Source organism: Bradyrhizobium sp. CCBAU 45384 (assembly GCF_028128665.1).
GTDB lineage: Bacteria > Pseudomonadota > Alphaproteobacteria > Rhizobiales > Xanthobacteraceae > Bradyrhizobium > Bradyrhizobium manausense.
Genome location: NZ_LBIZ01000008.1, coordinates 146,526 through 171,833, shown reverse-complemented (window position 1 = coordinate 171,833; position 25,308 = coordinate 146,526). Strand labels below are relative to the sequence as shown.

General features: G+C 64.2%; 20 protein-coding genes and 1 riboswitch. Of the genes, 11 read left to right on the top strand and 9 right to left on the bottom strand.

The features are described 5' to 3' along the window. Positions 1-157 precede the first annotated feature (157 nt). Positions 158-451, top strand: coding sequence for an HdeA family protein (locus XH80_RS01950; protein ID WP_220002975.1), 294 nt, complete (start codon positions 158-160; stop codon positions 449-451). A 147-nt stretch (positions 452-598) separates the two neighbouring features. On the opposite strand, the gene XH80_RS01945 is transcribed toward XH80_RS01950, so the two are convergent. Continuing rightward, entirely contained in the window at positions 599-1,063 is a 465-nt protein-coding gene (locus XH80_RS01945; protein ID WP_057747402.1) for a PaaI family thioesterase, read from the bottom strand. A gap of 346 nt (positions 1,064-1,409) precedes the next feature. On the opposite strand from XH80_RS01945, the gene XH80_RS01940 reads away from it, so the two are divergent. Together XH80_RS01940 and XH80_RS01935 are read left to right on the top strand one after the other, a co-directional pair. Then, on the top strand, positions 1,410-1,712 hold the full coding sequence (locus XH80_RS01940; protein ID WP_271597096.1) for a hypothetical protein: 303 nt from the start codon (positions 1,410-1,412) through the stop codon (positions 1,710-1,712). 96 nt (positions 1,713-1,808) lie between these two features. Continuing rightward, a complete protein-coding gene (locus tag XH80_RS01935; protein WP_271597095.1) occupies positions 1,809-2,063 on the top strand; it encodes a hypothetical protein in 255 nt (84 codons plus the stop codon). 28 nt (positions 2,064-2,091) lie between these two features. Here XH80_RS01935 and XH80_RS01930 read toward each other — a convergent pair whose 3' ends face one another. Continuing rightward, entirely contained in the window at positions 2,092-2,280 is a 189-nt protein-coding gene (locus XH80_RS01930) for a hypothetical protein (RefSeq protein ID WP_148751438.1), read from the bottom strand. Positions 2,281-3,045: 765 nt separating this feature from the next. Further along, positions 3,046-3,213, bottom strand: coding sequence for a hypothetical protein (locus XH80_RS01925; RefSeq protein WP_083514196.1), 168 nt, complete (start codon positions 3,211-3,213; stop codon positions 3,046-3,048). Positions 3,214-3,715: 502 nt separating this feature from the next. On the opposite strand from XH80_RS01925, the gene recA reads away from it, so the two are divergent. Further along, positions 3,716-4,804 (top strand): recombinase RecA, encoded by a 1,089-nt coding sequence (recA, locus tag XH80_RS01920; RefSeq protein WP_057747344.1) that lies wholly within the window; start codon positions 3,716-3,718, stop codon positions 4,802-4,804. 105 nt (positions 4,805-4,909) lie between these two features. Beyond that, entirely contained in the window at positions 4,910-5,671 is a 762-nt protein-coding gene (locus tag XH80_RS01915; RefSeq protein ID WP_271597094.1) for a hypothetical protein, read from the top strand. A gap of 642 nt (positions 5,672-6,313) precedes the next feature. Here the strand turns inward: XH80_RS01915 and gcvP are convergent. From gcvP to gcvT, 3 genes are all read right to left on the bottom strand, one after another. Further along, positions 6,314-9,178 carry an aminomethyl-transferring glycine dehydrogenase gene (gcvP, locus tag XH80_RS01910; RefSeq protein WP_271597129.1) on the bottom strand — a complete coding sequence of 955 codons (2,865 nt, stop codon included), beginning with the start codon at positions 9,176-9,178 and terminating at the stop codon, positions 6,314-6,316. Between the two features lie 162 nt (positions 9,179-9,340). Further along, a complete protein-coding gene (gcvH, locus tag XH80_RS01905; protein ID WP_057747343.1) occupies positions 9,341-9,709 on the bottom strand; it encodes a glycine cleavage system protein GcvH in 369 nt (122 codons plus the stop codon). Positions 9,710-9,720: 11 nt separating this feature from the next. After that, positions 9,721-10,869, bottom strand: a complete 1,149-nt coding sequence (gcvT, locus tag XH80_RS01900) for a glycine cleavage system aminomethyltransferase GcvT (RefSeq protein ID WP_271597093.1) — start codon at positions 10,867-10,869, stop codon at positions 9,721-9,723. Between the two features lie 146 nt (positions 10,870-11,015). Beyond that, positions 11,016-11,105: riboswitch (glycine riboswitch) on the bottom strand. Between the two features lie 322 nt (positions 11,106-11,427). On the opposite strand from gcvT, the gene alaS reads away from it, so the two are divergent. Both alaS and XH80_RS01890 read left to right on the top strand, forming a co-directional pair. Then, positions 11,428-14,106, top strand: coding sequence for an alanine--tRNA ligase (gene alaS / locus XH80_RS01895; protein WP_271597092.1), 2,679 nt, complete (start codon positions 11,428-11,430; stop codon positions 14,104-14,106). Between the two features lie 4 nt (positions 14,107-14,110). Then, a complete protein-coding gene (locus tag XH80_RS01890; protein ID WP_271597091.1) occupies positions 14,111-15,337 on the top strand; it encodes a cyclic nucleotide-gated ion channel in 1,227 nt (408 codons plus the stop codon). A gap of 4 nt (positions 15,338-15,341) precedes the next feature. Here the strand turns inward: XH80_RS01890 and XH80_RS01885 are convergent, their stop codons facing one another. Both XH80_RS01885 and XH80_RS01880 read right to left on the bottom strand, forming a co-directional pair. Next, the gene (locus XH80_RS01885; protein ID WP_271597090.1) at positions 15,342-15,842 is read right to left on the bottom strand and encodes a DUF3455 domain-containing protein; all 501 of its coding nucleotides are present in this window, start codon (positions 15,840-15,842) and stop codon (positions 15,342-15,344) included. 102 nt (positions 15,843-15,944) lie between these two features. After that, the gene (locus XH80_RS01880) at positions 15,945-17,159 is read right to left on the bottom strand and encodes an NADP-dependent isocitrate dehydrogenase (protein ID WP_057747340.1); all 1,215 of its coding nucleotides are present in this window, start codon (positions 17,157-17,159) and stop codon (positions 15,945-15,947) included. Between the two features lie 326 nt (positions 17,160-17,485). On the opposite strand from XH80_RS01880, the gene XH80_RS01875 reads away from it, so the two are divergent. Next, positions 17,486-18,685: a TrmJ/YjtD family RNA methyltransferase gene (locus tag XH80_RS01875; RefSeq protein WP_271597089.1), complete on the top strand. Its 1,200-nt coding sequence runs from the start codon at positions 17,486-17,488 to the stop codon at positions 18,683-18,685. A 336-nt stretch (positions 18,686-19,021) separates the two neighbouring features. After that, entirely contained in the window at positions 19,022-20,764 is a 1,743-nt protein-coding gene (locus XH80_RS01870; protein WP_271597088.1) for a serine hydrolase, read from the top strand. 70 nt (positions 20,765-20,834) lie between these two features. On the opposite strand, the gene XH80_RS01865 is transcribed toward XH80_RS01870, so the two are convergent. Then, entirely contained in the window at positions 20,835-22,757 is a 1,923-nt protein-coding gene (locus tag XH80_RS01865; RefSeq protein WP_271597087.1) for a sigma 54-interacting transcriptional regulator, read from the bottom strand. Positions 22,758-22,917: 160 nt separating this feature from the next. Here XH80_RS01865 and XH80_RS01860 point away from each other — a divergent pair, with 160 nt between their 5' ends. Together XH80_RS01860 and ntrB are read left to right on the top strand one after the other, a co-directional pair. Then, positions 22,918-24,297, top strand: coding sequence for a CmpA/NrtA family ABC transporter substrate-binding protein (locus XH80_RS01860; protein ID WP_271597086.1), 1,380 nt, complete (start codon positions 22,918-22,920; stop codon positions 24,295-24,297). A gap of 169 nt (positions 24,298-24,466) precedes the next feature. Next, positions 24,467-25,306 (top strand): nitrate ABC transporter permease, encoded by an 840-nt coding sequence (gene ntrB / locus XH80_RS01855; protein ID WP_271597085.1) that lies wholly within the window; start codon positions 24,467-24,469, stop codon positions 25,304-25,306. Positions 25,307-25,308: the final 2 nt, after the last annotated feature.

Below are 25,308 nucleotides of genomic sequence, written 5' to 3'. Positions count from 1 at the left end.
AAATAGCGCATAGAAATTGCGTTGATCTAAACTCAATACTGGCGCTACTTGCACGGCGCTTAAGATTTCGTTTACGACGTTGAGGCGGCGAGTTACTCCGCCGTGTTTATCCCGCAAGCCTTTCCTTTATGGCGTTACGCGCCCATGGAGATTCCGAATGAAGACCAAGCTTTCCCTTTTGTTCGCCGCAGCGCTCTCTTTGACATCGATGCCCGCCCACGCCGTCAAGTGGGATCTCTCGACCATGACCTGCAAGCAGTTCCTCGAGAGCGGCGAGGACAACATCGCCGTCGTGCTGACCTGGATGGACGGCTGGTACAAGGGCGACGAGGACAACGCGATCATCGACACCGAGGTCTTCATCGAAAACGCCAAGAAGTTCGGAGCCTATTGCGGAAAGAATCCGACCGTCAGCGTCGTCACCGCGGCCGACGAAATTCTCGGCAAGTAATCCTTGAAGTAATCCTTGAAGTAATTCTTGAAGCGAGCGGGCCGAGGCGTGATTGCGATCGCGCCTCGCCTCTCGCTTCGATATCATTGGCACCGAGAGCCGCGGTGCGCCTTGCGCGCACGCGGCTCGCTTCGTTTCGGATGATGCTCAGCCCGGCAGCATCGCGAACGCGCTCGACACCATCGCGACCTGCTTGTTGTCGCTGGCGGAGAGCAGGGTGACGCGACCGAAGCTCATGGTGCGTCCCAGTCGCACCACGCGCGCATCCGCCAGCACATCCGACGAGGCGACCGCGCGCATGAAATGCGTGGTCTGGTCCACCGTCGTCATCGGACGATAGCCCTTGTTGGCGGCGAGGTTCGCGATCACCATCGCGGTGTCGGCCAGCGCCATCAAGGCCTGGCCGCAGACAACGCCGCCGTTGCGGCATAGCTTCTCCGAGAACGGCATGCGGAGCAGCGCGCCAGGCTGCCAGTCCGGCACATCGGCCGGCGGCGTGTGCTCGATGCGCTCGACGGAGAGGTTGAGATCCTGGACCCAGGGCGCAAAGACCTCGCCGAGGATGCGTCTGGCCTCGGCGATGCCGAACTCGGCTTCTGGCTGTGATGGCATTGCGGTCGTTCCCTCCTGTGTTGCCCGATGTTTCGTCCACACTGCGCGCCTGGGCGCGGTGACGTCACTGCTGCGGTCGGCTTGAAAATGCCTGACTTCGCCCGATATGATGCCATGCTTGGGAGCGGGTGGACGATGTTGCGTCGATGTGTCCTGATATTTTGCTTGGCCGCGCTCGGCCTGGCGCTGAACGGCTGCACCAAATGCGGTCCGATTTGGGACGACTGGCTCCATGAGCCGAAATCGTGCAGGTCGGATCGGCTCTAGCGGGCTGAAGCGGCGCCCGGCGCTGCGCAGAGGGGCAGGGTGTGGTATCCGCCCTCCATCCACGATCAAGGAGTGAGTGATGAAGCTTTTCCGTATGGCGGCGGTGCTGGCGCTGGTGGCTGGACCGGCCTTCGCGCAGGATGGGGCGGCACCCCATATCAATCTGATGGCTGATGGCCCGCCCAAGACCGATGATGAGAGGGCCGCGGATACTGCGCGCGAGAAGGCCTACAAGGAAACGCTGAAGAAGATTCCGGATGCCAAGGCGTCCAACGATCCCTGGGGCGGGATGCGCGCCGACCCGCCGAAGCAGCCCGCGCCGAAGACCTCGGCCGTCACCAGCGCGCCCAAGAAGCCCAAGGCCGGGACGGCCGCCAACTGACCGCGCTCCCGGAGGCGGTTGGCGCCTCCGGCGGGACTCGCCTTTGCCGGGGAGCGATCCTACATCCTTCGCAGTGTTGCGTTGAGGAGGCAGGACATGGCGGATCGTCCGCGGGACCTCGCCGAGCGGATGGCGCGCCGGCGCAAACCGGCCGCCAGAGCGAGCGAACCGGCCGGCGACGGCTATCTGCGCGAGAGCTTCACCCTGCCGCGCGCCGCGGCAAGAACAAGGGCGCAGGCCTTTTTCGCGCGCTATCCGAAAGCCGGTTACATGAGCGAGGTCGAAACCTGGCGCGAATTGCCCGGCGGCGACATCGAATTCACCATGCGGCGGTTGCCCAGCGCGGACTAGTCGTCCGGTTTCGGTCAACCCCGCCGGTTCACGCCGTCTTGCGCCCGATCGCCTTCAGTTCCCGATCGATACGCAACTGCACCCGACGGATGGCCAAGAGGTCGATCTTCGTCTCGGTCTTACCTGTCTTGGTCTCGTCGCCGATCCGGAACTGCCACTGCCACACACCCGGGATCGCCGTCTTTGCAACCGTGAACTCTACGCCCCTGTGATTCATGGTCACCTCCACGATTCACCTATCCATGTGCGCAAACATGTTGGGCGTGAGAATATTCCGCCGACAAGCGAAATTTGCCGTTAAGTGGAGGAAAATTCACGAAAATCCTGAAAGCGCGCGCAGCTCGAAGCATGCGAAATCAGATTCCGAAACTGGAGGCCGACGATCGCGTTGCATGGGCGGCTGGTCCGCGATTCACGGCCGCGCACCCGCCCGCCAGGTCATCGGCCTTACGACCAGGAACTCTGTTCATGGCAGGAGAACCACGGAAGCGCGCGACATGCGCTCACGCGCGAAAAAAAACCCGCCAGGGGAGAGCCGGGCGGGTAGAAGGTTATTGGAGGCTGAGGTGCTGGGCTGCAACACCATAGCCAAATGACCGTAGCCCGCTCAGCTTACGACAGCCTGACAGGACGGATCGGCGACTGGGCATGGAGGCTCATTGTTGGTCCACCGGGCAAACCGACGCTGGAGCAGTCGCGTCCCAATTCAGACATCTCCGCGCACAACTTCAGACACAAGCGTTGGCGACACTTTCCGCGCACGGCGAAGCCATGGGGGATACGTGGCGCGCCGACAGCGGGGTGGCATCATGGACAAGGTTGAGCGGTCATTCGCCGCCGCGACGGCGGCTGGCTTCGTGGTGTTGGTGATCGGCATCGTGCTGCTGGCGCTGATGTAGCGACCGAGCGGCACGCGCCGCCATAGCTACGAAAACAACCCCATGCACAGTAGGCAGCGGCTCGTTTCGCGTGGCCTTTATCCTTAGTGCACCTTGATCTCGTCCAGGGGCAGATGCAGATCGGCGGCGCGCTCCTCGCGGTCCTTCTTGCGGAACTCGCTTTCCCTGCGCTCGAACTTCAGCATCTCCTCGAGCGCGGCCGCGCGCAGCTGATTGCGCCTGTTCGCATCGTGGTGCGCATCTTCCGTCATGACCCGATCCCCGACTGTGGCAGCGCCGTTCTCAAAGAAACGCCCGCGGCCACAGAAAAGTTCTGTGCCGAAGAATTGCGAAATTATGACGGCAGAACGGCTCTTCCGTCTTTGATACACATCATGTGTCAGAAGAGCGCCGAAAGCTCATTTCGGGAAATAAGGACATCCGATGTTCCCCTGCCGGAACACCGCAGTTTAACGGACTTCACATCCTCCACGATCTCGGTAGAAATACGTGGGCCGGGGCTGGAATTTGATCCCGAACAATTATTGCAACCGGCAAGGGGCCACCGCGAGGTGGCCCCTTTCGATTCCGACATTCGCCAAGGCGGATGAGGGCAGCCCAAATCTGGCGCTGTCCTAATACGGCCAGCCCCTCCAAATCTGAAAAGAACATATTGCGAACGTAGAACAAATAGTGTACATTGTTTTTATCGACGATCCGCCGCGTCAATCGTTTGTCCCGCACCCGAATCCTCGCCATAAGGAGCACGACCCAATGTCCACCACTGCCCTGCGTATCGTCGAAGGATCTTCCATGGACAAGAGTAAAGCTCTGGCTGCCGCGCTCTCCCAGATCGAGCGTCAGTTCGGCAAGGGCTCGGTGATGAAGCTCGGCAAGAACGACCGTTCGATGGACATCGAGGCAGTGTCGTCAGGCTCGCTCGGGCTCGATATCGCGCTCGGCATCGGCGGTCTGCCCAAGGGGCGCATCGTCGAGATCTACGGGCCGGAATCCTCAGGAAAAACCACGCTGGCGCTGCACACGGTGGCGGAAGCCCAGAAGAAGGGCGGCATCTGCGCCTTCATCGACGCCGAGCACGCGCTCGACCCGGTCTATGCCCGCAAGCTCGGAGTCAACATCGACGAGCTCTTGATCTCCCAGCCCGACACCGGCGAGCAGGCGCTGGAAATCTGCGACACGCTGGTGCGTTCGGGCGCGGTGGATGTGCTGGTGGTCGATTCGGTCGCGGCCTTGGTGCCGAAGGCCGAGCTCGAAGGCGAGATGGGTGATGCGCTGCCGGGTCTTCAAGCGCGGTTGATGAGTCAGGCGTTGCGCAAGCTGACGGCCTCGATCAACAAGTCCAACACCATGGTGATCTTCATCAACCAGATCCGCATGAAGATCGGTGTGATGTACGGCTCGCCCGAAACCACGACCGGCGGCAACGCGCTGAAGTTCTACGCTTCCGTCCGCCTCGACATCCGCCGCATCGGCGCGATCAAGGAGCGCGACGAAGTGGTCGGCAACACGACGCGTGTGAAGGTGGTGAAGAACAAGCTGGCGCCGCCCTTCAAGCAGGTCGAGTTCGACATCATGTACGGCGAGGGCGTCTCCAAGATGGGCGAGATCCTCGATCTCGGCGTCAAGGCCGGCATCGTCGAAAAGTCCGGCGCCTGGTTCTCCTATGACAGCCAGCGCCTCGGCCAGGGCCGCGAGAATTCGAAAGCGTTCCTGAAGTCCAACCCGGACATCACCGCCAAGATCGAGACCGCGATCCGCCAGAACTCCGGCTTGATCTCCGAGCAGATTTTGGCCGGCACGCCCGAGAGCGACGCCGACGGCGAGGAGCCGGCGGACGAGTAAGCCCTAAAGCGAGAAGTTTTTCGCGAGGAGCGGGCGCTGGGGACGTTGAGTTGCCGACGTCGTCAGTGCCCGTCTCTTTTTGCGTTGGAGTGATCGGGTGGTGTGGTGAAGCGCGTGATCCTGACCAGTTCGTCCGGCGTTGGTCTCACCTTTGCCGATCGCGCCGACATGGTCGTCCCGCTGATCTTTCGATTCGTCTCCGGACCACTGCCTACGTCGCACCATCTTGAACAGTATCTCACCGGAGGCTCTTTCAGAGGCTCTTTCTTGGGCGAGCGGGAGGTACGTTGGTCCGATCTGGTTGCGCGGTCGCCCCAGAGCGGTCTCGCGCACAAGGTCTGGTTCTGCAAAGCCTACGGTGTCGAAGAGATCGAGCTGTGGTTTGATCCCAGCCCGAGCAATCAATTGCAACTGATCTGGATCCTCGACTATCTCCGTTCCGAGTCGTACGCGGCCGAGCGTACCAGGCTGCGAATAGTCGATTTCGATTTGCTCGGAGCCCACAGTGCCAGGCTTCGCGATCACACCATCCGACAGTTGGATGTCACGGAGTTCGACTTCGAGGCCGCCCGCATCGCCTGGGAGGCCTACCGGTCGTCAACGCCGGAGCTCTGTTTCGGATTGCTCGGTCAGGACTTTCCAGCGCTCCCTTTCCTGAAGCCAGCGACGGAAGAATTGCTGGCAGAATTGCCGTCTCCGATCACCGGACTTGGCGCGACGGAAGCGCGACTGCTCGGACTGATCGCGAACGGGCACAACCGCACCAAGGAGCTATTTGAGCCGGACGGGCTGCTCGAAACGCGTGTGTTCGACCAATGGAGCTGGGCCCGCTGCTCGAAGGGCTCGCGTCCGGCCCGATGCCGGTGATTGCGGGTCTCGATCCGAAACTCGCAACCCTCCCACAACGCGATGCGCGAGGTCGCAACGCCGCCTATCGCCGGAGCCGGCTGTCGTTGACGGAGTTTGGTCGTGCGGTTCTGGACGGCCGGGAGGATTTTCGCGGTCACAACCCGATCAGGCGCTGGTGGGGCGGTACGCTTCTGACCAACGAGCGGCTTTGGCGGTGGAATGGAGAAACCCGTTCGCTGGTCGCGCCTTAGAAGCGCATTCAGTGCCGTAAGGTGGGCGAAGGCGCACTGGCGCCGTGCCCACCATCTTTCACGTCATGCAAAGGTGGTGGGCACGCTTCGCTTTGCCACCCTACGAGACCGTCGTTGCATCTTACTCCGCGGCCTCCGCGAAGGACGGTAGGAGGTAGCCGCACGGATTGCGCGCAGCGCAAACCGCTCGGCGTAACCCACCATTGTTCGTCTCTGCGGAAGCAGAATTGGTAGGTTACGCCGACGACTGCGCTTCGCGCAGCCGCGTGCTAACCCACCTTACGAAGCTTACTCCGCAGTGCCGTAGGGTGGGCAAAGGCGCACTTGCGCCTTGCCCACCATCTTTCACGTCATGCAAAGGTGGTGGGCACGCTTCGCTTTGCCCACCCTACGAGACCGCCGTTGTGGCTTACTCCGCAGCTTGCGCGTAATCGCTCACCGGCGGGCAGGAGCACACCAGATTGCGGTCGCCATAGACGTTGTCGACGCGGCCCACCGGGCACCAATATTTGTCGGTGCGCGAGACGCCGTCGGGGAAGCAGCCTTCGCTGCGGGTGTAGGCACGAGCCCACGCATCGTCGGCGATATCGTGCACGGTGTGCGGAGCGTGGCGCAAGGGCGAGGCTTCGATCTTGAAGCGGCCGGCCTCGACCTCGGCGATTTCCTTGCGGATCGCGATCATGGCATCGCAAAAACGATCCAGCTCGGCCTTGGATTCCGACTCGGTCGGCTCGATCATCAGCGTGCCCGGCACCGGGAAGCTCATGGTCGGCGCATGGAAGCCGTAATCGATCAGGCGTTTTGCGATGTCGTCGACGGTGACGCCTGATGTCGCCTTCAGCGGGCGGGGATCGACGATGCACTCATGCGCGACGCGGCCCCTCTCGTTCTTGTAGAGCACCGGGAAATGCGCATCGAGGCGTGCCGCGACATAGTTGGCGTTGAGGATCGCGATCTCGGTGGCGCGCTTCAATCCTTCGCCGCCCATCATCAGGATGTAGATGTAGGAAATGGTGAGGATCGAGGCCGAGCCGAACGGCGCGGCGGAGACCGGGCCAACCGCAGCATCCGCCTTAGTTGCTGGGTGACCCGGGAGGAACGGCGCAAGATGCGCCTTCACGCCGATCGGGCCCATGCCGGGGCCGCCGCCGCCATGCGGGATGCAGAAGGTCTTGTGCAGATTGAGGTGGCTGACATCAGCGCCGTAATCGCCGGGCCTGCTAAGGCCGACCTGCGCATTGAGGTTGGCGCCGTCGAGATACACCTGGCCGCCATGGCCATGGACGATGTCGCAGATCTCGCGGATATGCTCCTCGAACACGCCGTGGGTCGAGGGGTAGGTGATCATCACGGCGGCGAGATCGTTCGAGTGTTTCTCCGCCTTGGCACGGAGATCATTGACGTCGACGTCGCCGTTCTTCTCGCAAGACACAACCACCACGTCCATGCCGACCATCGCGGCCGAGGCCGGGTTTGTGCCGTGGGCGGAGGAGGGGATCAGGCAGATCTTGCGATGGCTCTCCCCGCGCGCCGCATGATAGCCGCGGATCGCCAGCAGCCCGGCATATTCGCCTTGCGCGCCGGAGTTCGGCTGCAGCGAGATCGCGTCATAGCCGGTGATGTCGCACAGCCACTTCTCCAGCCGTGCGAACAGCGCGTGATAGCCGGCCGCCTGCTCGCGCGGGGCGAACGGATGCAGCGAGCCGAACTCCGGCCAGGTCAGCGGCATCATCTCAGTGGTCGCGTTCAGCTTCATGGTGCAAGAGCCGAGCGGGATCATGGCGCGGTCGAGCGCGAGGTCGCGATCCGAGAGCTTGCGCATGTAGCGCAGCATCTCGGTTTCCGAGCGATGCGCGTGGAACACCGGATGGGTGAGGAACGCGGTGGCGCGCTTCAGCGCTTCCGGCAGCGCCTCGCGCGTGGTGCCGTCGATCTCGGCATAGGACAGCGTGCCGCCGAAGGCGCGCCAGACGGCTTCGACCGTTGCTGATGTCGTGGTCTCGTCGAGCGCAATGCGAAGCGCGGTATCGCCGATGCCCAGATTGATCTTCTCGGCGGTCGCGCGCGCAATGATTTCGGCGCGCTTGGCGCCGGCATCGACGCTCAACGTGTCGAAGAAAGCTTCGCTCTCAGGCGCAAAGCCGAGCTTGCGCAAGCCAGCCGCGAGCACGGCGGCGCGGCGATGCACATTGCGCGCGATCTGCGCAAGGCCCTCAGGACCGTGATAGACCGCGTACATCGCGGCGATCACGGCCAGCAGCACCTGCGCGGTGCAGATGTTGGAGGTCGCCTTCTCGCGGCGGATGTGCTGCTCGCGGGTCTGCAGCGCGAGGCGATAGGCGGAGGCGCCGCGGGAGTCGACGGAGAGGCCGACGATGCGGCCGGGCAGCGAGCGCTTCAGCGCATCGCGCACCGCCATATAGGCGGCGTGCGGTCCGCCATAGCCCATCGGCACACCGAAGCGCTGTGCCGAACCGATCGCGATGTCGGCCCCTAATTCGCCGGGCGAAGCAATCAGCGTCAGCGCGAGGAGATCAGCGGCGACGATTGCGAGCGCGCCCTTCGCCTTCAGCGCTGCGATCACGGGCCTGAGGTCGCGCAATGCGCCCGAGGTTCCCGGATATTGCAGCAGCGCACCCAGCACGTCCGCCTTGTCGAGATCGGTGAGGGGATCGCCGACGACCAGATTCCAGCCCAGAGGCTCGGCGCGGGTGCGCATCACGGCGAGCGTCTGCGGATGCACGTCCTTGTCGACGAAGAAAGCTTTCGCCTCGACCCTCGAGTGCCGCTCAGCGAGCGCCATGGCTTCGGCGGCGGCGGTGGCCTCATCGAGCAGCGAGGCGTTGGCGACGTCGAGGCCAGTCAAGTCGCAGATCATGGTCTGGAAGTTGAACAGCGCCTCCAGCCGGCCCTGGCTGATCTCGGGCTGATAGGGCGTGTAGGCCGTGTACCAGGCCGGATTCTCCAGAATGTTGCGCTGGATCACCGCGGGCAAAATCGTGCCGGAATAGCCCTGGCCGATCAGCGAGGTGAAGACCTGGTTCTGACGGGCGAGCTCGGCCATATGCGCGATCGCCTCGGTCTCGCTGAGCGGCTTGCCGAGATCGAGCGGGGCGGCCTGCCGGATCGCGGCCGGCAGCGTTTCCGACATCAACGCGTCGACGCTCTTCGCGCGGACCGTCTCGAGCATTGCGGTGACATCGCGCACGGAGGGGCCGATGTGGCGGCGGACGAAACTGGCGGTGTCGCCATTGGATTTGCGGTGCGCGGTCATCATGGGTCCTCGCTTTAGATTTTGCTGTCGCTGTCATGCCCCGCGAAAGCGGGGCATCCAGTACACGCAGCCGCTTCGGCTGGGGCCGATAGGCCGCGGCGTACTGGATCGCCCGCCTGCGCGGGCGATGACACCGAATATGAGGTCAGAGTTCGCTTCATCTCACGCCGTGTGGGCCTTGTAGGCGGCTTCATCCATCAGGCCGCCGAGCTCGCTCTTGTCGGCAATCTTCATCTTGAAGAACCACGCCTTGGTCTGCGCGTCCGAGTTCACCAGCGCGGGTTCGGCGGCGAGCGCGTCGTTGGTCTCGACCACCTCGCCCGAGATCGGCGCGTAGACGTCGGAGGCGGCCTTGACCGACTCCACGACGGCGGCAGCTTCCGCCTTCTTCAGGCTGCGGCCGACCTTGGGCAGTTCGACGAACACGACGTCGCCGAGCTGGGACTGCGCGTAATCGGTGATGCCGACGGTGGCGACATCGCCGTCGATCGCGAGCCATTCATGGTCGGAGGTGTACAGCGTCGTGGTCATTATCTTAGTCCTCAGCGTTTGTAGGTGTTTTTCACGAAGGGCATGGCGGCGACGGCGAGGGGGAGGCGTTGCCCGCGCACTTCCGCAAAGAGCTTTGTGTCGAGCGCGCTCAGACGCGTGGGCACGTAGCCCATCGCAACAGGCGCGTTCAGGCTCGGGCCGAAGCCGCCCGAAGTGACCTTTCCAATCGGCTCGCCACCTTCGCTATCGGCAAACAACAGTGCGCCCTCGCGCACGGGCGCGCGGCCGTCGGGCCGCAGGCCGACTCGGCGGCGGGATGCGCCGTGATCGAAATGCGCGAGGATCTTTTCAGCGCCGGGAAAACCGCCGGCTCGCGCGCCGCCGCTGCGGCGGCTCTTCTGCACCGACCATTCCAGCGCGGCTTCGACCGGAGTCGTCGCGGTGTCGATGTCGTGGCCGTAGAGGCAGAGCCCGGCTTCCAGCCGTAGGCTGTCGCGGGCGCCAAGGCCGATCGGCATCACGTCAGGATTTTCCAGCAGCGTCTTCGCCAGACGTTCGGCATCCGCCGCAGGCACTGAAATCTCGAACCCGTCCTCGCCGGTGTAGCCGGAGCGTGAGACGAAACAGGCGAGGCCGGCAACAATATGCGGGCCGGCATCCATGAACTTCATGGCCGGCGCTGCTGCACATAATTTCGTCAGCGCCGACTCCGCCTTCGGGCCCTGCAACGCAATCAGCGCGCGATCGGCGAGCGAATCGATGACACAGGTATCGGAGAGATGCGCGCGCAGATGCGCCTCGTCCTCGGCCTTGCAGGCGGCGTTGACCACCAGGAACAAATGGTCGCCGAAATTGGCGACCATCAGATCATCGAGAATGCCGCCGTCCGCATTGGTGAACTGGGCGTAGCGCTGGCGGCCAGGTGCGATCGCCACGATGTCCTGCGGCACCAGCCGCTCCAGCGCGCGGGCGGCGTCCTCGACCTTGCCCGACTTTGGCCGGAGGGCGATCTGGCCCATATGGGAGACGTCGAACAGGCCGGCGGAATTGCGGGTATGGAGGTGCTCTTTCAGCACCCCCGCGGGGTACTGCACGGGCATGTCATAGCCCGCAAACGGCACCATCTTGCCGCCAAGGGTCAGGTGCAGGTCGTAAAGAGGGGTACGTTTCAGGGAGTCTTTGTCGTCACGCACGGACATCACAGGGGCCCTCGGCGGTTCCCCGGGGACGATTCCCCGAGACAAACCAGTCGAAGCCCCATCTGTCGCTGTGCCTGAGAGTATTATCCCGTCGGCGGACGCTATCCGGGTCTTAAGCCCGCCAGCGCCTCTTTCCAGATGTCGTCAAAGCCACGCGGTCCTTTTGCCTGAGAGTTTCCGGGGCGGTTGCTCCTTCGGCGCCGGCACCCAATGCCGGTCTCTCCCGACGTGGCCGTACGATATAGATGGGTAAAGACCACAGGCCAGCCAAGCCTGTCAACGCAGGACTATCGGCTTTCAACGGGATTGCAGGGGATGACGCGACTGCGGCAACCCTCTGATCTCTCTGCACAGTTTCTGGACAGGAAAGCAGGCCTTGTCTAAAAGCGCTTTGGCCCGCAGATATCAGCCCAAATCGCCAGGTTTGGATGGCAAATTGGCGGGTCCTAAAGCGCGCTGAGAGTCATCGCGCTTTAGCTCTTTGTTTGAGCATGATCTTTCCGGAAAACCCCTTCACACTTTTCCGGATCATGCTCCAGCACACCCGATTGGATGAACATGAGCGGCGTCAACGAGATCAGGTCGACCTTTCTGAACTTCTTTGCCGAGAACGGCCACGAGATCGTGTCGTCCTCGCCATTGGTGCCGCGCAACGATCCGACGTTGATGTTCACCAATGCCGGCATGGTGCAGTTCAAGAACGTCTTCACCGGCGTCGAGAAGCGGCCTTACCAGCGCGCCACCACGTCGCAGAAATGCGTGCGCGCCGGCGGCAAGCACAACGACCTCGACAATGTCGGCTATACCGCACGCCATCTCACCTTCTTCGAGATGCTCGGCAACTTTTCGTTCGGCGACTATTTCAAGGAGCGCGCGATCGAGCTGGCCTGGAAGCTCATCACTGAGGATTTCGGCCTGAAGAAGGACAAGCTGCTCGTCACCGTCTACCACACCGACGACGAGGCGCACGGGCTGTGGAAGAAGATCGCCGGCTTCTCCGACGACCGCATCATCCGCATCCCGACCTCGGACAATTTCTGGGCGATGGGCGACACCGGCCCCTGCGGCCCGTGCTCGGAAATCTTCATCGACCGCGGCGACCATATCTGGGGCGGCCCTCCCGGCTCGCCGGAAGAGGATGGCGACCGCTTCCTCGAATTCTGGAACCTGGTGTTCATGCAATATGAGCAGGTGACGAAGGAGGAGCGCGTGAATCTGCCGCGCCCCTCGATCGACACCGGTATGGGCCTGGAGCGCATGGCCTGCATCCTGCAGGGCGTCGACAGCGTGTTCGAGACCGATTTGTTCCGCCATCTGATCGACGCGACGTCGTCGGCGCTGGGCAGCGGGCCGACCGAGCAGAACGCGGCCTCGTTCCGCGTCATCGCCGACCATTTGCGCTCTTCCGCCTTCCTGGTCGCCGATGGCGTGCTGCCGTCCAATGAAGGCCGCGGCTATGTGCTGCGCCGGATCATGCGCCGTGCCATGCGCCATGCGCAGCTTCTGGGCGCGAAAGAGCCGCTGATGCATCGGCTGGTCTGGGCGCTGGTCCGCGAGATGGGCCAAGCCTATCCTGATTTGATGCGGGCGGAGAATTTGATCGAGGAAACGCTGCGGCTGGAAGAGACGCGCTTCCGCAAGACGCTTTCGCGCGGCTTGGCGATTCTGGACGAGAAGAGCGCGTCCTTGAAGAAGGGCGACATGTTCGACGGCGACGTCGCCTTCACGCTGTACGACACCTATGGTTTCCCGCTGGACCTGACGCAGGACGCGCTGAAGTCGCGCGGCATCGGCGTCGACCAGGCCGCGTTCACCGACGCGATGGAGCGGCAGAAGGCCAAGGCGCGCGAATCCTGGAAGGGATCGGGCGAGGCGGCGAGCGAGGCGATCTGGTTCCCGCTGCGCGAGAAGCTCGGGGCGACCGAATTTCTGGGCTACGAGACCGAGAGCGCGGAAGGCGTGGTCTCGGCGCTGGTGAAGGACGGCGCTGAAGTTGCCAGCCTCAAGGCTGGCGAGACGGGCGCGATCGTGCTGAACCAGACGCCGTTCTACGCGGAATCGGGCGGCCAGGTCGGCGACACCGGCGTGCTCACGGGCGAGGGCGGGATCAAATTCCGCGTCACCGACACGCAGAAGAAGCTCGGCGATTTCTTCGTGCATGTCGGCACGGTAGAGGGCGGCGAGCTGAAGGTCGGCACGGCGCTGCAGCTCGAGGTGGATCATGCGCGGCGCTCGTCGATCCGCGCGCATCACTCGGCGACGCATCTCATTCACGAGGCGCTGCGCCAGGTGCTCGGCGATCACATCGCCCAGCGCGGCTCGATGGTCGCGCCTGATCGTTTGCGCTTCGACTTCGTGCATCCGAAGCCGATCACGCCGGAAGAACTTGCCCGCGTCGAGGACATCGCCAACGACGTGGTGCTTGAGAACGACGAGGTCACGACGCGCGTGATGGGCGTGGACGAGGCCCGCGAGGCCGGGGCGCGTGCGCTGTTCGGCGAGAAGTATGGCGACGAGGTGCGTGTCGTCTCGATGGGCAAGACCGCGCGCGAGCGCGGCGCCAATGCGCTCGGCTGGTCGGTCGAGCTCTGCGGCGGCACCCATGTGCGGCGCACCGGCGATATCGGCCTGATCACGCTGACCGGCGAGAGCGCGGTCGCCTCCGGTGTGCGCCGCATCGAGGCGCTGACCGGCAATTACGCCCGCAAGCATGCCAACGACACCATGGCGCTGGCGAAGACCGCGGCGAATGAGCTGCGCACCTCGCTTGACGACGTTCCGGCGCGCATCACCGCGCTGATGGAAGAGCGCAAGAAGCTCGAGCGCGAGCTCTCCGATGTCCGCAAGAAGCTGGCGATGGGGGGCGGCGCGGCAGCCGGTGGCGGTGCAGCGTCCGGCGTGCATGAGGTCGGCGGCGTCAAGCTGATGGCGCGCGCGGTGGAGGGCATCGAGATGAAGGATCTCAAGAGCCTCGCCGACGAGGCCAAGAAGCAGATCGGCTCCGGCGTGGTCGCCATCGTCGGCCTCACCGAGGACGGCAAGGCGGGCGTCGTGGTCGGCGTCACCGCCGATCTCACCGCGCGCTTCAACGCGGTGAACCTCGTGCGCGTGGCCTCCGAGGCGCTCGGCGGCAAGGGCGGCGGCGGCCGTCCCGACATGGCGCAAGCCGGCGGCCCCGACGGCGCCAAGACGACCGAGGCGCTCGCGGCGATCGAAAAAGCGATGGGGGCTGCGTGAAGCCATGCGCCTCGTTCCGCGAGGACGTGGGCTTCGCGATCCGAACCTGAGGGATCGCCTCTACGAATTGCTGGAGCACGATCCCCTGGCCTATTCGGTCGGATCGCGCTTCATCCAGCTGGTCATCAGCGTCATTGTGCTCGACGTGGTCGCGATGATCCTCGCCTCGGTGCCGGAGCTGGACGCGCGGTACGGCACGCTCTTTTCGGCGATCAAGATTCTGGCCGTGATCGTGTTCGCGCTGGAATATGCGGCGCGGCTGTGGACGGTCGCGGGCCACACGCCGCGCAAGGGCTCGGCGCTGTCAGACCGGCTCGGCTACGCCTTCTCGGCACTCGGCATCATCGACCTCATGGCGTTCCTGCCCGCTGCTATCGTGCTGGTGATGGGGCGCCACGCGACGCTCGCCGCGCTTGGCGTGCTGCCGTTCTTCAAGCTGATACGGTATTCGCCGGCGATGCGCTCGCTGCTCGCGGCCGTGCATGCCGAGCGGCGCGCGCTGATCGGCTGCGTCGTCATCCTGATCGGCGTGGTGCTGACCTTCGCCTCGCTGCTTTATGCCATCGAGCGCGACGTGCAGCCGACCAAGCTCGGCACCATTCCGGATGCGATGTGGTGGGCGATCGTGACGCTCGGCACCGTCGGCTATGGCGACGTCGTGCCGGTGACTGCGCTTGGAAAATTTGTCTCGGTGTTCGCGATCATCTCGGGTTTTGCCATGATCGCGCTGCCGGTCGCGATCATCTCGACCGCCTTTGCCGAAGAGGTGAAGCGGCGCGACTTCGTCGTCACCTGGGGCATGCTGGCGCGGGTGCCGCTGTTCTCGCATCTGTCGGCCGCCGAGATCGCCGACATCATGCGGCTGTTGCGCGCCCGCACCATCGAGCAGGGCGAGATATTGGTGCGACGGGGGGATCCCGCCTCGTCGATGTATTTCATCACTGCGGGCGAGGTCGAGATCACGCTGCCGAACCAGCAGGTGCGGCTCGCGGACGGCACCTTCTTCGGCGAGATCGCGCTGCTGCACAAAACAAAACGCAGCGGCACGGTGACCGCGACGCGCAAGACGCGGCTCCTGGTGCTGGACGCACAGCATTTTCACGCCCTGATCGAGCGCATGCCGACGCTCGCCGCCCATGTCCACACCACCGCGAAAGCGCGGCTCGAGGAGACCGGCGATCTCGCGGCGACGGAGCTGGCGCAGGCCGAGCGCGAGCGCACCGACCGCTGAGCGGTCAGCCTTTCTTCAGGAAAATGTAGTCGGCCGAGTAGGGCGCGCTTCTGAACTCGCCGGCCTTGTCGCAGGACCCGTCGAGCTTGCCGCCATGGGTGTTGATGCGCTGGACTGTCGTCACCGGCGTCAGCGCGCCGCTGCCGCGGCGGGAGGCGACCTCCAGCTTCAGCCAGGGGATATCGGCAGCCGTCGCGCCCGGCGCGTTGCCGATGGCCTTGCCGACCACGGCGCTGCCGTCGGCGAGCTCCCAGTTCGGGCCGGCATAGTGGCGGCCGATGGTCTTGCCCTCGGAGAGCAGTGTCGCGACCGGCTCGCGGAAGGTCCAGGCGAGCTTGCCGTCAGCACCCGGCTTACACTCATAGACCTGCGCGCCCTCGGCATGGGCGCTGAGCACGACGCTCTCGCCTGGGGCGGCGATGGCTTCGGGCAGGGGATCGGCGGAGGCCGGCCCGGCCACGGCGGCGAGCAGCAGGCAGGGGACGGCGAACTTGGTGATGGACATGGGAGACCTCCGCACGATGGTGCCAAAACGAATGGGCCGCGCCTGCGCGCGGCCCATCACGATGTCTAACCCCGATCGGGCGAAAATAATGCGCAGGGCAGCTTACGCCGCCAGCGCCTTCACCAGATTGTCAGCGACCTTGTCGAGGAAGCCGGTGGTCGAGAGCCAGCGCTGGTCGGCGCCGACCAGCAGCGCGAGGTCCTTGGTCATGTAGCCTTCCTCGACGGTGTCGACGCAGACCTTCTCCAGCGTCGAGGCGAACTTCGCCAGCTCGGGGTTGTTGTCGAGCTTGGCGCGGTGGGCGAGGCCTCTCGTCCAGGCGAAGATCGAGGCGATCGAGTTGGTCGAGGTCTCCTTGCCCTTCTGGTGCTCCCGGTAGTGGCGGGTCACGGTGCCGTGGGCGGCTTCGGCCTCGACGGTCTTGCCGTCGGGGGTGAGCAGCACCGAGGTCATCAGGCCGAGCGAGCCGTAGCCCTGCGCGACCGTGTCGGACTGCACGTCGCCGTCGTAGTTCTTACAGGCCCAGACATAGCCGCCGGACCATTTCAGCGCCGAGGCCACCATGTCGTCGATCAGGCGGTGCTCGTAGGTCAGGCCCTTGGCGTCGAACTCCTTCTTGAACTCCTTGTCGAAGATCTCCTGGAAGATGTCCTTGAAGCGGCCGTCATAGACCTTGAGGATGGTGTTCTTGGTCGACAGGTACACCGGATAGCCGCGCAAGAGGCCATAGTTGAACGAGGCGCGGGCGAAGTCGATGATGCTGTCGTCGAGGTTGTACATCTCCATGGCGACGCCGGCGCCCGGAGCCTTGAACACTTCCTTCTCGATCACGGTGCCGTCCTCGCCGACGAACTTCAGCGAGAGCGTGCCCTTGCCGGGGAATTTGATGTCGGTGGCGCGGTACTGGTCGCCATAGGCGTGGCGGCCGATGATGATCGGCTTGGTCCAGCCCGGAACCAGGCGCGGCACGTTCTTGCAGATGATCGGCTCGCGGAAGATCACGCCGCCGAGGATGTTGCGGATGGTGCCGTTCGGCGACTTCCACATCTGCTTGAGGCCAAACTCCTTCACCCGGGCCTCGTCAGGGGTGATGGTGGCGCACTTGACGCCGACGCCGACCTTCTTGATCGCCTCGGCGGCGTCGATGGTCACCTGATCGTTGGTCTTGTCGCGGTACTCCATGCCCAGGTCGAAATAGAGCAGCTCGACATCCAGGAACGGGTTGATCAGCTTGTCCTTGATGTACTGCCAGATGATCCGGGTCATCTCGTCGCCATCGAGCTCGACGACGGGATTGGATACCTTGATTTTTGCCATGATCGGGGAAGCCCTCTTGGGAACGGCGCCATTGGCGCCAACGTGAATATCCGCCGCCTCTTAGCACTGGATCGCGGCGGGCGAAAGCCAAGCGATTATGCACTTTTAGCCCATCCAGCTTCCACAGACGGGGAGCGGGGCCCCGGGGTGGGGTGAGGTTTCAGGCGAGATTCAAAAGTCGAATCCAAGCCGTTATTTCCCTTGAGAATTTTATCAGGACAGGCAAACGACAGGCGGGCAGCGCCCGGGCCGGCCGGTAGCCGCCTTGAATCATTTCCTAAGTGGGCCTTGCCAAGGCCTTGAGACAGTTGTGAAAGCGAAGCCAGATGTCGGGGACAGACAAGAGCAAGACGGGCCTTTCCCTCGACGGTCCCATCGTCATCCTGGTCGAGCCGCAGCTCGGTGAAAACATCGGCATGGCCGCGCGCGCCATGGGCAATTTCGCGCTTGGTGCCTTGCGCATCGTCAACCCACGTGACGGCTGGCCCAACATCGCCGCGCAGCGGGCAGCTGCCGGCGCCGACCACATCCTGGAAAAGGTCGAACTGTTCGACACCGTCGAGCAGGCGGTTGCGGACCTCGACCTCTTGTTCGCCACCACCGCGCGCCCGCACGACCAGGCCAAGCCCGTGGTCGGGCCGGAGGCGGCAGCCAGCGAGATCGCCCGGCATGTCGCGACCGGCGGCAAAGCCGGTATCCTGTTCGGCCGCGAACGCTGGGGGCTGACCAACGAGGAGGTCGGGCTCTCCAACCACATCATCACCTTCCCGGTCAATCCGGGCTTTGCCTCGCTCAACCTCGCCCAGGCGGTGCTGCTGGTCGGCTATGAATGGTTCAAGCTGATGACGGCGGGCGAGCTGCCTCACAGCATGCCTGAACGTTCCGAGCGCGCCTCGCAGCACCAGATTCAGGCCTTCTTCGACAATCTCGTGCGCGAGCTCGACAAGGTCGAATTCCTGCGCCCGGCCGAGAAGCGCGACACCATGCTGGTGAACCTGCGCAACATCTTCACCCGCATGGAGCCGACCAAGCAGGACATGCACACGCTCCACGGGGTGGTCATGGCGATCGCGGAAGGGCGCAAGGGCCCGGCCAAGGGCGGCGTGCTCGACGGCGAGCAGGCGACGCGCCTGCGCGCGCTATTGGCCGAGCACGGGCAGGCTGGCGGGGCGCCCGACAGCGGCTCGACCGTGCGCGGCCTTGCACGCCTGCTCCGGCGCAACCCGACGGATGCCGAACGTTTGCTGTGGCAGGCGCTCACGCGCGACCGTCGCTTTGCAGGCCAGTTCAAGCGCCAGACCCCGGTTGGCCGCCACATCCCGGACTTCGTATCATTCCCGCACCGGATCGCGATCGAGCTGGTCAATCCGGGCGAGGGCGAGACAATTGCCGCTGATCGCGCGTCGCGGCGGGCGTGGCTGGAGGCGCGGGATTATCGCGTGATGGAGATCCGGGCCGCGGATGTGGAGCGGGATCTGGAGACGGAGTTGGTGCGGCTGCAGGGGATGATGGAGCAGAGTGCGTAGGCCAGGCGAGGCCTCGTAGGGTGGGCAAAGGCGTATTGCGCCGTGCCCACCACTTTTTGTGTCGGAGAGAGATGGTGGGCACGCTCCGCTTTGCCCACCCTACGGCACTGCGGATGTGGAAATTAGCTCGCTTCGAGCGGGCCGCTGATCCGCCAGGCACGATCTCTCATGGTGTTCGAACGACTTGTCCGCCGTAATTCGAAGAGCAAAGGCGGAAGCGATGACTCGCGTCGTTTCGCCTACAGCTTGCAATCGGTCGGTTGCTAATGCTACGGTTGGTAACATTACGGGTCGTCATCCAGCGGTTGCGGCGGCGAGCGGAAGAAAGAATGCGCCATGTCCAGTCGATCTGCCCAACGCGACACGAGCATCACAACCCTCATCCCCGGGCTCGACGCGCTGGCCGCGGAGGCGATGGCGGAGTGGCAGGTGCCGGCGGTGACGCTCGCCGTCGTGCAGGACGGCGAGACGGTGCTGCTCAGGGCATGGGGCCAGCGCGACGTCGAGGCCGGGCTGCCCGCGACGCCGGAGACGCAGTTCCTGATCTGCTCGATCACCAAGACGTTCACCGCCACGGCGTTGGCGCTGCTGGTGGACGAGGGACGGCTCGACTGGACCAGACCGGTCCGCGACGTCATTCCCGAATTCCGCCTGCATGACGCGATCGCGACCGAGCGCGTCACCGTGCGCGATCTGCTCAGCCATCACTCCGGCCTGCCCCGCCACGACTGGATTTGGATTCCAGCCGATCTCTCGCGTGGCGAGATGATGACGGCGCTGCGTCACCTCGAGCCGGCCCGGGACATCCGCACCGAATTTCAATACAACAATCTCGCCTACAATGTCGCCGGCCTTGTCGTCGAGCGCATCAGTGGTCATAGCTATGAAGATTTCATCCGCACCCGGCTGACCGACAAATTGCGGATGCCGGTCGGCTTTTCGGTCGAGGAGCACGCCGCTGCCACCGACGCCGCCGTTCCCTATCTGGTGGAACGCGGCGACGTGCGCTCGCGCAGCAAATTCTTCCCCATCACCACGACGGGCGCCGGCGCCATCGTCACCTCGGTTGCCGCCCTCGCCAACTGGATGAAATTCTTGCTGGCCGAAGGCGAGTTCGCCGGCGAGCGCCTGCTGTCCTCCGCGCGGGTCCGGGAGATGCAATCGCCGCTCGTCTTCGCAAGCGCTGCCGAGTGGGAGGAGTTCGGCCATTCGCATTACGGGCTGGGCTTCAACAACACCACCTACCGCGGCGAGCGCGTGGTCGGACATTCCGGCGGCTGGCTCGGCTGGAGCACGCTGATGCGCCTCATGCCGGCGCGAAACACCGGCGTCGCCGTCTTCACCAACACCGGCGCCAACCCGGTGTCCAGCATCCTGATCAACCGCGTTCACGATCATCTTGCCGGCAACGAACCCGTGCCCTGGCTGGACCGCCTGCGCGACATGCGCCGCAAGGCGCTGGCGCAGCAGAAAAGCGACGATGCGGCGAAGCCGACGGCGCGCAAGCTGAACACGAAGCCCAGCCATGATCTCGCGGATTTTTGCGGCGCCTATGAGCACCCGGCCTATGGCCGGGTGGTCATCACCCAAGACGGCGACAGCCTGCATTGGGCCTGGCGCGGCACCAAGGCGAAGCTCGCACACCGGCACTACGATTCGTTCCAACTGCCTTACGTTTTCGGAGAGCTCAATCCGGACGATCTCGTGATTACCTTTGCGACCGACCGCGACGGCAACATTGCTAGCCTCTCGGCTCAGCTCGAGGCGCTGGTGCCGGACATCGTCTTCACGCGCGCCGCCGCCGGCGAATGTATCGACCCTGCGTTCCGGTCGGCCTGCGTCGGCGAATATATTCGCGGCGATCAGACCCACGTGGTCACCGAGGATGCCGAGGGCGAGCTGACGCTGAAAATTCCGTTCGTGCCGCTCTACCGGTTGCGGCCCTACCAGGGCGCGACGTTCGGCATCGTCCAGCTCGACGGCTATCGCACCGAATTCCGCCGCGGCCCGTCCGGTGCGATCGAGGAACTCGTGTACCACCAGCCGAACGGCACCTTCATCGCGAAGCGCAGCCCGTAGGGCGGATTGGTTAGCAAGCGGTTCGTAGGGTGGATTAGCCGAAGGCGTAATCCACCCTACGAACGCGCCGTCACTTCGCCGGACGAGGCGTGATGCCCAGCGCCTTGATCCGCGAGGCCAGCGTGGTCGGCTTGATGTCCAGCATCTCGGCCGCGCCGCCGGGGCCGAACACTTTTCCGGCGCAGGCCTCTAGTGCGGCCAGAATGTTGGCGCGCTCGTGGTCGCGCATTTCGGATGATGTCATGACGGCCGGCCGCGCCTCGGCCTTCTGGCGAGCGGTGCCGGTGGCGGCTTGTGTGCCCGAGGCATCAGGCAAATCGATGCGCAGGCGGCCGTTCTGCGACAGGATCGCGGCGCGCTCGATCACGTTCTGCAGTTCGCGGACATTGCCGGGCCAGTCGTAGCGGGCGAGCCGACGCGCATCGCCCTCCGACAGGCGCAAATTCGACTTCAGCGCCTTGCCCTCGCGGTTGAGAAAATGCTGGGCGAGCAGCGGAATGTCCTCGCGCCGTTCGCGCAACGGCACCGTCTCGATCGGGAACACGTTGAGGCGGAAATAGAGGTCCTCGCGGAATCGGCCGCGCTGGACCTCCTGCTTGAGATCGCGGTTGGTCGCGGCGATGACGCGGACGTCGACGGTGCGCGTGCGCTCCTGACCGACGCGCTCGAAATTTCCCTCCTGCAACACCCGCAGCAGCTTGCCCTGCAATTCCAGCGGGATCTCGCCGACCTCGTCGAGGAACAGCGTGCCGCCATCGGCGAGCTCGAAGCGACCGATGCGGTCGCGCGTCGCGCCGGTGAAGGCGCCGCGGACATGGCCGAAGAATTCGCTCTCGAACAATTCGCGCGGGATCGCGGCGCAGTTGACGCGGATCAGCGGCCGGTCGCTGCGGGTGGAATCCTCATGGATGGCGCGCGCGATCAGCTCCTTGCCGGTGCCGGACTCGCCGGTGATCATCACCGCGGCCGTGGTCGGTGCCACCAGCTTGACCTGGCGCAGCGTCTTCTGGATCGCCTCGCTTTGGCCGATGATGCCGCGCGGATTGGTCTCGATGCGGATTTCTTCCTGGAGATAGGCGTTCTCCAGCTCCAGCCGCTCGCGCAGGCGATCCACTTCGGTGAGCGCGGCATGCAGCTTCTCGTCGGCCTCGCGGCGCTGGCTGACGTCGCGAAACACCACGACCGCGCCGACGACGACGCCGCGGTCGCGAATGGGCGTCGAGGTGTATTCGACCCAGGCGGGCGAGCCGTCCTTGCGCCAGAATACCTCGCCGTCGACCTGGTGCACGGCACCGTCGCGGAACGCCGCATAGATCGGGCAATCATGGTTGTGATAGTGCCGGCCGTCGTGATGGGTGTGGTGGACGATCGGATGGATCTCCTTGCCGACCAGCTCCTCGGCAGTCCAGCCCAGCATCCGCTCGGCCGCCGGGTTCACGAAGGTGGTCTTGCCTTCCGCGTTGACGCCATAGATGCCTTCGCCGGCGGCGCGCAGGATCAGCTGGTTCTCGCGCTCGATGTCCTGGAACACGCGCTCGACCCGCTGCCAGGTGGCGATGCCGCTGCGCATGTGATCTTCGGCGGCGGCATCGACGTTGCGGCGGCGGCGCGCTTCGAGATCGGTCAGCGTCAGCAACAGCAGCGTGCGGCCGTCATGGGGCAGCAGGCAGCCGGCATATTCGAGCCTGAGCGTTTGCCCGGTGGCATGGCGCGGGGTGAGCGACGTGGTCCAATAAGCGCCCTTGTGCAGCACGGCCTGGGTGAACACGGTAAGGGCCGGAAGCTCGCCGGCGTGGAGGGTGCTGGCCCTGGTCTGTCGCAGCAGCGCGCGGTCATAGCCGAGCAGGGCGCAGGCGGCCGGATTGGCGTCGATGATCTCGTCGCCATAGGGATCGACCAGCAGCGTTGCTTCGACCGAAGATTCGAAGGCTGCGACGCGTGGGTCGATGGCTGGAGCCACATCATCGTGGGCGAGCATTGGCGTCGTTGCCATTGCGAAATCTCGTAATTGCACTACGAAATCTCGTTTATCACGAGTTTTCGTAATGACCAAGTCAGCGGAAAATCGCCGCGTTATCAAGGCGCTGGCCGCTGCTGACGGCATGGCATGCTCCTTGCTGAACTCTTGCTCGCAATGACGCGCAGGAGGTCCGATGTCCATTTTCGACAATCCGTTTGATCCCGATCGCAAGCTTCGGGCCGGTTGTGCCTGTGGCCAGCACCGATCCGCGGCGGAGCACGAGCAGGCCGCCACGCCGCGCTGTGCTCCGGTCGAGAGCGAGCAGCAGCGTTACGAAGGCGTCGTTGCGTCTGCCGTGATGCGCGCGATGTTTCCGCAGGATGTGGCGCGGCGCGCCTTCCTGAAATCGGTCGGTGCCTCCACCGCGCTTGCCGCACTGGCGCAATTCTTCCCGCTGAAGACCGCAACGGAGGTGTTCGCCGACAGCGGTGCGCCCGAGAAGAAGGACCTCAAGGTCGGCTTCATCCCGATCACCTGCGCGACGCCCATCATCATGGCGGCGCCGCTCGGCTTCTATTCAAAGCACGGTCTCAACGTCGAGGTGGTCAAGACCGCAGGCTGGGCCGTGATCCGCGACAAGACCATCAACAAGGAATACGACGCCGCACACATGCTGGCGCCGATGCCGATCGCGATCTCGCTCGGCCTTGGTGCCAATGCCATTCCCTTTGCGGTGCCCGCGATCGAGAACATCAACGGGCAGGGCATCGTGCTCGCGACCAAGCACAAGGACAAGCGCGACCCGAAGGACTGGAAGGGTCTGAAGTTCGCAATCCCCTTCGACTATTCCATGCACAATTACCTGTTGCGCTATTATCTCGCCGAGCACGGGCTCGATCCTGATACCGACGTGCAGCTTCGCTCGGTGCCGCCGCCGGAGATGGTCGCCAACCTCCGCGCCGACAACATCGACGGCTTCCTCGCGCCCGACAACGTCTGCCAGCGCGCGATCTATGACGGTGTCGGCTTCATGCATTTGCTGTCGAAGGAGATCTGGGACGGCCATCCCTGCTGCAGCTTTGCCGCCAGCCGCGAGTTCATCACGACGGCGCCGAACAGCTTTGCGGCCCTGACGCGCGCCATCGTCGATGCCACCGCTTATGCGTCGAAGGCGGAGAATCGCAAGCAGATCGCCGAAGCCATCGCACCCGCCAACTACATCAACGCGCCGGTGACGGTGCTGGAACAGGTTTTGACCGGCACCTATGCCGATGGTCTTGGCGGGGTGAAGACCGACGCCAAGCGCGTCGATTTCGATCCTTTCCCCTGGCAATCCTTCGCGGTGTGGATGCTGACGCAGATGAAGCGCTGGGGCCAGATCAAGGGCGATGTCGACTACAAGGCGGTCGCCGAGCAGGTGTATCTGGCCACCGACACCAAGAAGCTGATGACCGAGATGGGGCTTACGCCGCCGGGGAGCGCTTACAAATCGTTCGCGGTGATGGGCAAGAATTTCGATCCGGAAAAGCCGGAGGATTACGTCGCGAGCTTCAAGATCAGGAAGGCATCGTGATCATGCGCACTATCTTTCCGCTGTCGTCCCGGCGAAGGCCGGGACCCATACCGCGTGATCTATCAATTTTGTGCGGTAGGAGTACCGAACGTCTAGTCTTCGCCAAACCTCTCCCTGTGGTTATGGGTCCCGGCCTTCGCCGGGACGACGTGGGGAGAGGGCTTGCAAGATGAACTCCTCCCTCCGTCTCCGCGCCGGCCTTGTCTCCATCGTGTTGCTCGTCGCGTTCCTCGGCATCTGGCATCTCGCCACGCGCTCCACCGCATCGGTGGCGACCATGAGCCCGGAATATGCCAAGCTGATGGGCCTGACGGCGACACAAGGAAAGTCGGCCATGCCCGGGCCGCTCGACGTCGGCGCCAAGCTGTGGGAGCACCTCAAGCGGCCGTTCTACGACAACGGGCCGAACGACAAGGGGCTCGGCATCCAGCTTGCCTATTCGATCGCGCGCGTCGGCACCGGGTACCTTCTTGCCGTGCTGGTCGCGATCCCGCTCGGATTCCTGATCGGCATGTCGCCACTGCTGAGCCGGGCACTCGACCCGTTCATCCAGGTGCTGAAGCCGATCTCGCCGCTCGCCTGGATGCCGCTTGCGCTCTACACCATCAAGGATTCCTCGATCTCCGCGATCTTCGTCATCTTCATCTGCTCGATCTGGCCGATGCTGCTCAACACCGTCTTCGGTGTCGCGAGCGTGCGCAAGGAATGGATCAACGTGGCGCGAACGCTCGAGGTCGGCACCATCAGGCGCGCCTTCACGGTGATCCTCCCCGCTGCGGCGCCGACCATCCTGACCGGCATGCGCATCTCGATCGGCATTGCCTGGCTCGTCATTGTCGCCGCCGAGATGCTCGTCGGCGGCACCGGCATCGGTTACTTCGTCTGGAACGAGTGGAACAATCTCTCGATCACCAACGTGATCATCGCGATCTTCTTGATCGGAATCGTCGGCATGCTGCTCGACCAGATCCTCGCGCGCTTCACGCGCATGGTTACGTTTCCGGAGTAGGC

What these genes read in the sequence shown, in the direction of transcription:
- XH80_RS01880 (WP_057747340.1), bottom strand. Translation starts at nt 17,159, where the DNA reads ATGGCAAAAATCAAGGTATCCAATCCCGTCGTCGAGCTCGATGGCGAC.
- XH80_RS01945 (WP_057747402.1), bottom strand. Translation starts at nt 1,063, where the DNA reads ATGCCATCACAGCCAGAAGCCGAGTTCGGCATCGCCGAGGCCAGACGC.
- alaS (WP_271597092.1), top strand. Translation starts at nt 11,428, where the DNA reads ATGAGCGGCGTCAACGAGATCAGGTCGACCTTTCTGAACTTCTTTGCC.
- XH80_RS01885 (WP_271597090.1), bottom strand. Translation starts at nt 15,842, where the DNA reads ATGTCCATCACCAAGTTCGCCGTCCCCTGCCTGCTGCTCGCCGCCGTG.
- XH80_RS01940 (WP_271597096.1), top strand. Translation starts at nt 1,410, where the DNA reads ATGAAGCTTTTCCGTATGGCGGCGGTGCTGGCGCTGGTGGCTGGACCG.
- XH80_RS01865 (WP_271597087.1), bottom strand. Translation starts at nt 22,757, where the DNA reads ATGGCAACGACGCCAATGCTCGCCCACGATGATGTGGCTCCAGCCATC.
- ntrB (WP_271597085.1), top strand. Translation starts at nt 24,467, where the DNA reads ATGAACTCCTCCCTCCGTCTCCGCGCCGGCCTTGTCTCCATCGTGTTG.
- XH80_RS01860 (WP_271597086.1), top strand. Translation starts at nt 22,918, where the DNA reads ATGTCCATTTTCGACAATCCGTTTGATCCCGATCGCAAGCTTCGGGCC.
- recA (WP_057747344.1), top strand. Translation starts at nt 3,716, where the DNA reads ATGTCCACCACTGCCCTGCGTATCGTCGAAGGATCTTCCATGGACAAG.
- XH80_RS01935 (WP_271597095.1), top strand. Translation starts at nt 1,809, where the DNA reads ATGGCGGATCGTCCGCGGGACCTCGCCGAGCGGATGGCGCGCCGGCGC.
- XH80_RS01930 (WP_148751438.1), bottom strand. Translation starts at nt 2,280, where the DNA reads ATGAATCACAGGGGCGTAGAGTTCACGGTTGCAAAGACGGCGATCCCG.
- gcvP (WP_271597129.1), bottom strand. Translation starts at nt 9,178, where the DNA reads ATGACCGCGCACCGCAAATCCAATGGCGACACCGCCAGTTTCGTCCGC.
- XH80_RS01875 (WP_271597089.1), top strand. Translation starts at nt 17,486, where the DNA reads ATGTCGGGGACAGACAAGAGCAAGACGGGCCTTTCCCTCGACGGTCCC.
- XH80_RS01950 (WP_220002975.1), top strand. Translation starts at nt 158, where the DNA reads ATGAAGACCAAGCTTTCCCTTTTGTTCGCCGCAGCGCTCTCTTTGACA.
- XH80_RS01890 (WP_271597091.1), top strand. Translation starts at nt 14,111, where the DNA reads ATGCGCCTCGTTCCGCGAGGACGTGGGCTTCGCGATCCGAACCTGAGG.
- gcvT (WP_271597093.1), bottom strand. Translation starts at nt 10,869, where the DNA reads ATGTCCGTGCGTGACGACAAAGACTCCCTGAAACGTACCCCTCTTTAC.
- XH80_RS01925 (WP_083514196.1), bottom strand. Translation starts at nt 3,213, where the DNA reads ATGACGGAAGATGCGCACCACGATGCGAACAGGCGCAATCAGCTGCGC.
- XH80_RS01870 (WP_271597088.1), top strand. Translation starts at nt 19,022, where the DNA reads ATGTCCAGTCGATCTGCCCAACGCGACACGAGCATCACAACCCTCATC.
- gcvH (WP_057747343.1), bottom strand. Translation starts at nt 9,709, where the DNA reads ATGACCACGACGCTGTACACCTCCGACCATGAATGGCTCGCGATCGAC.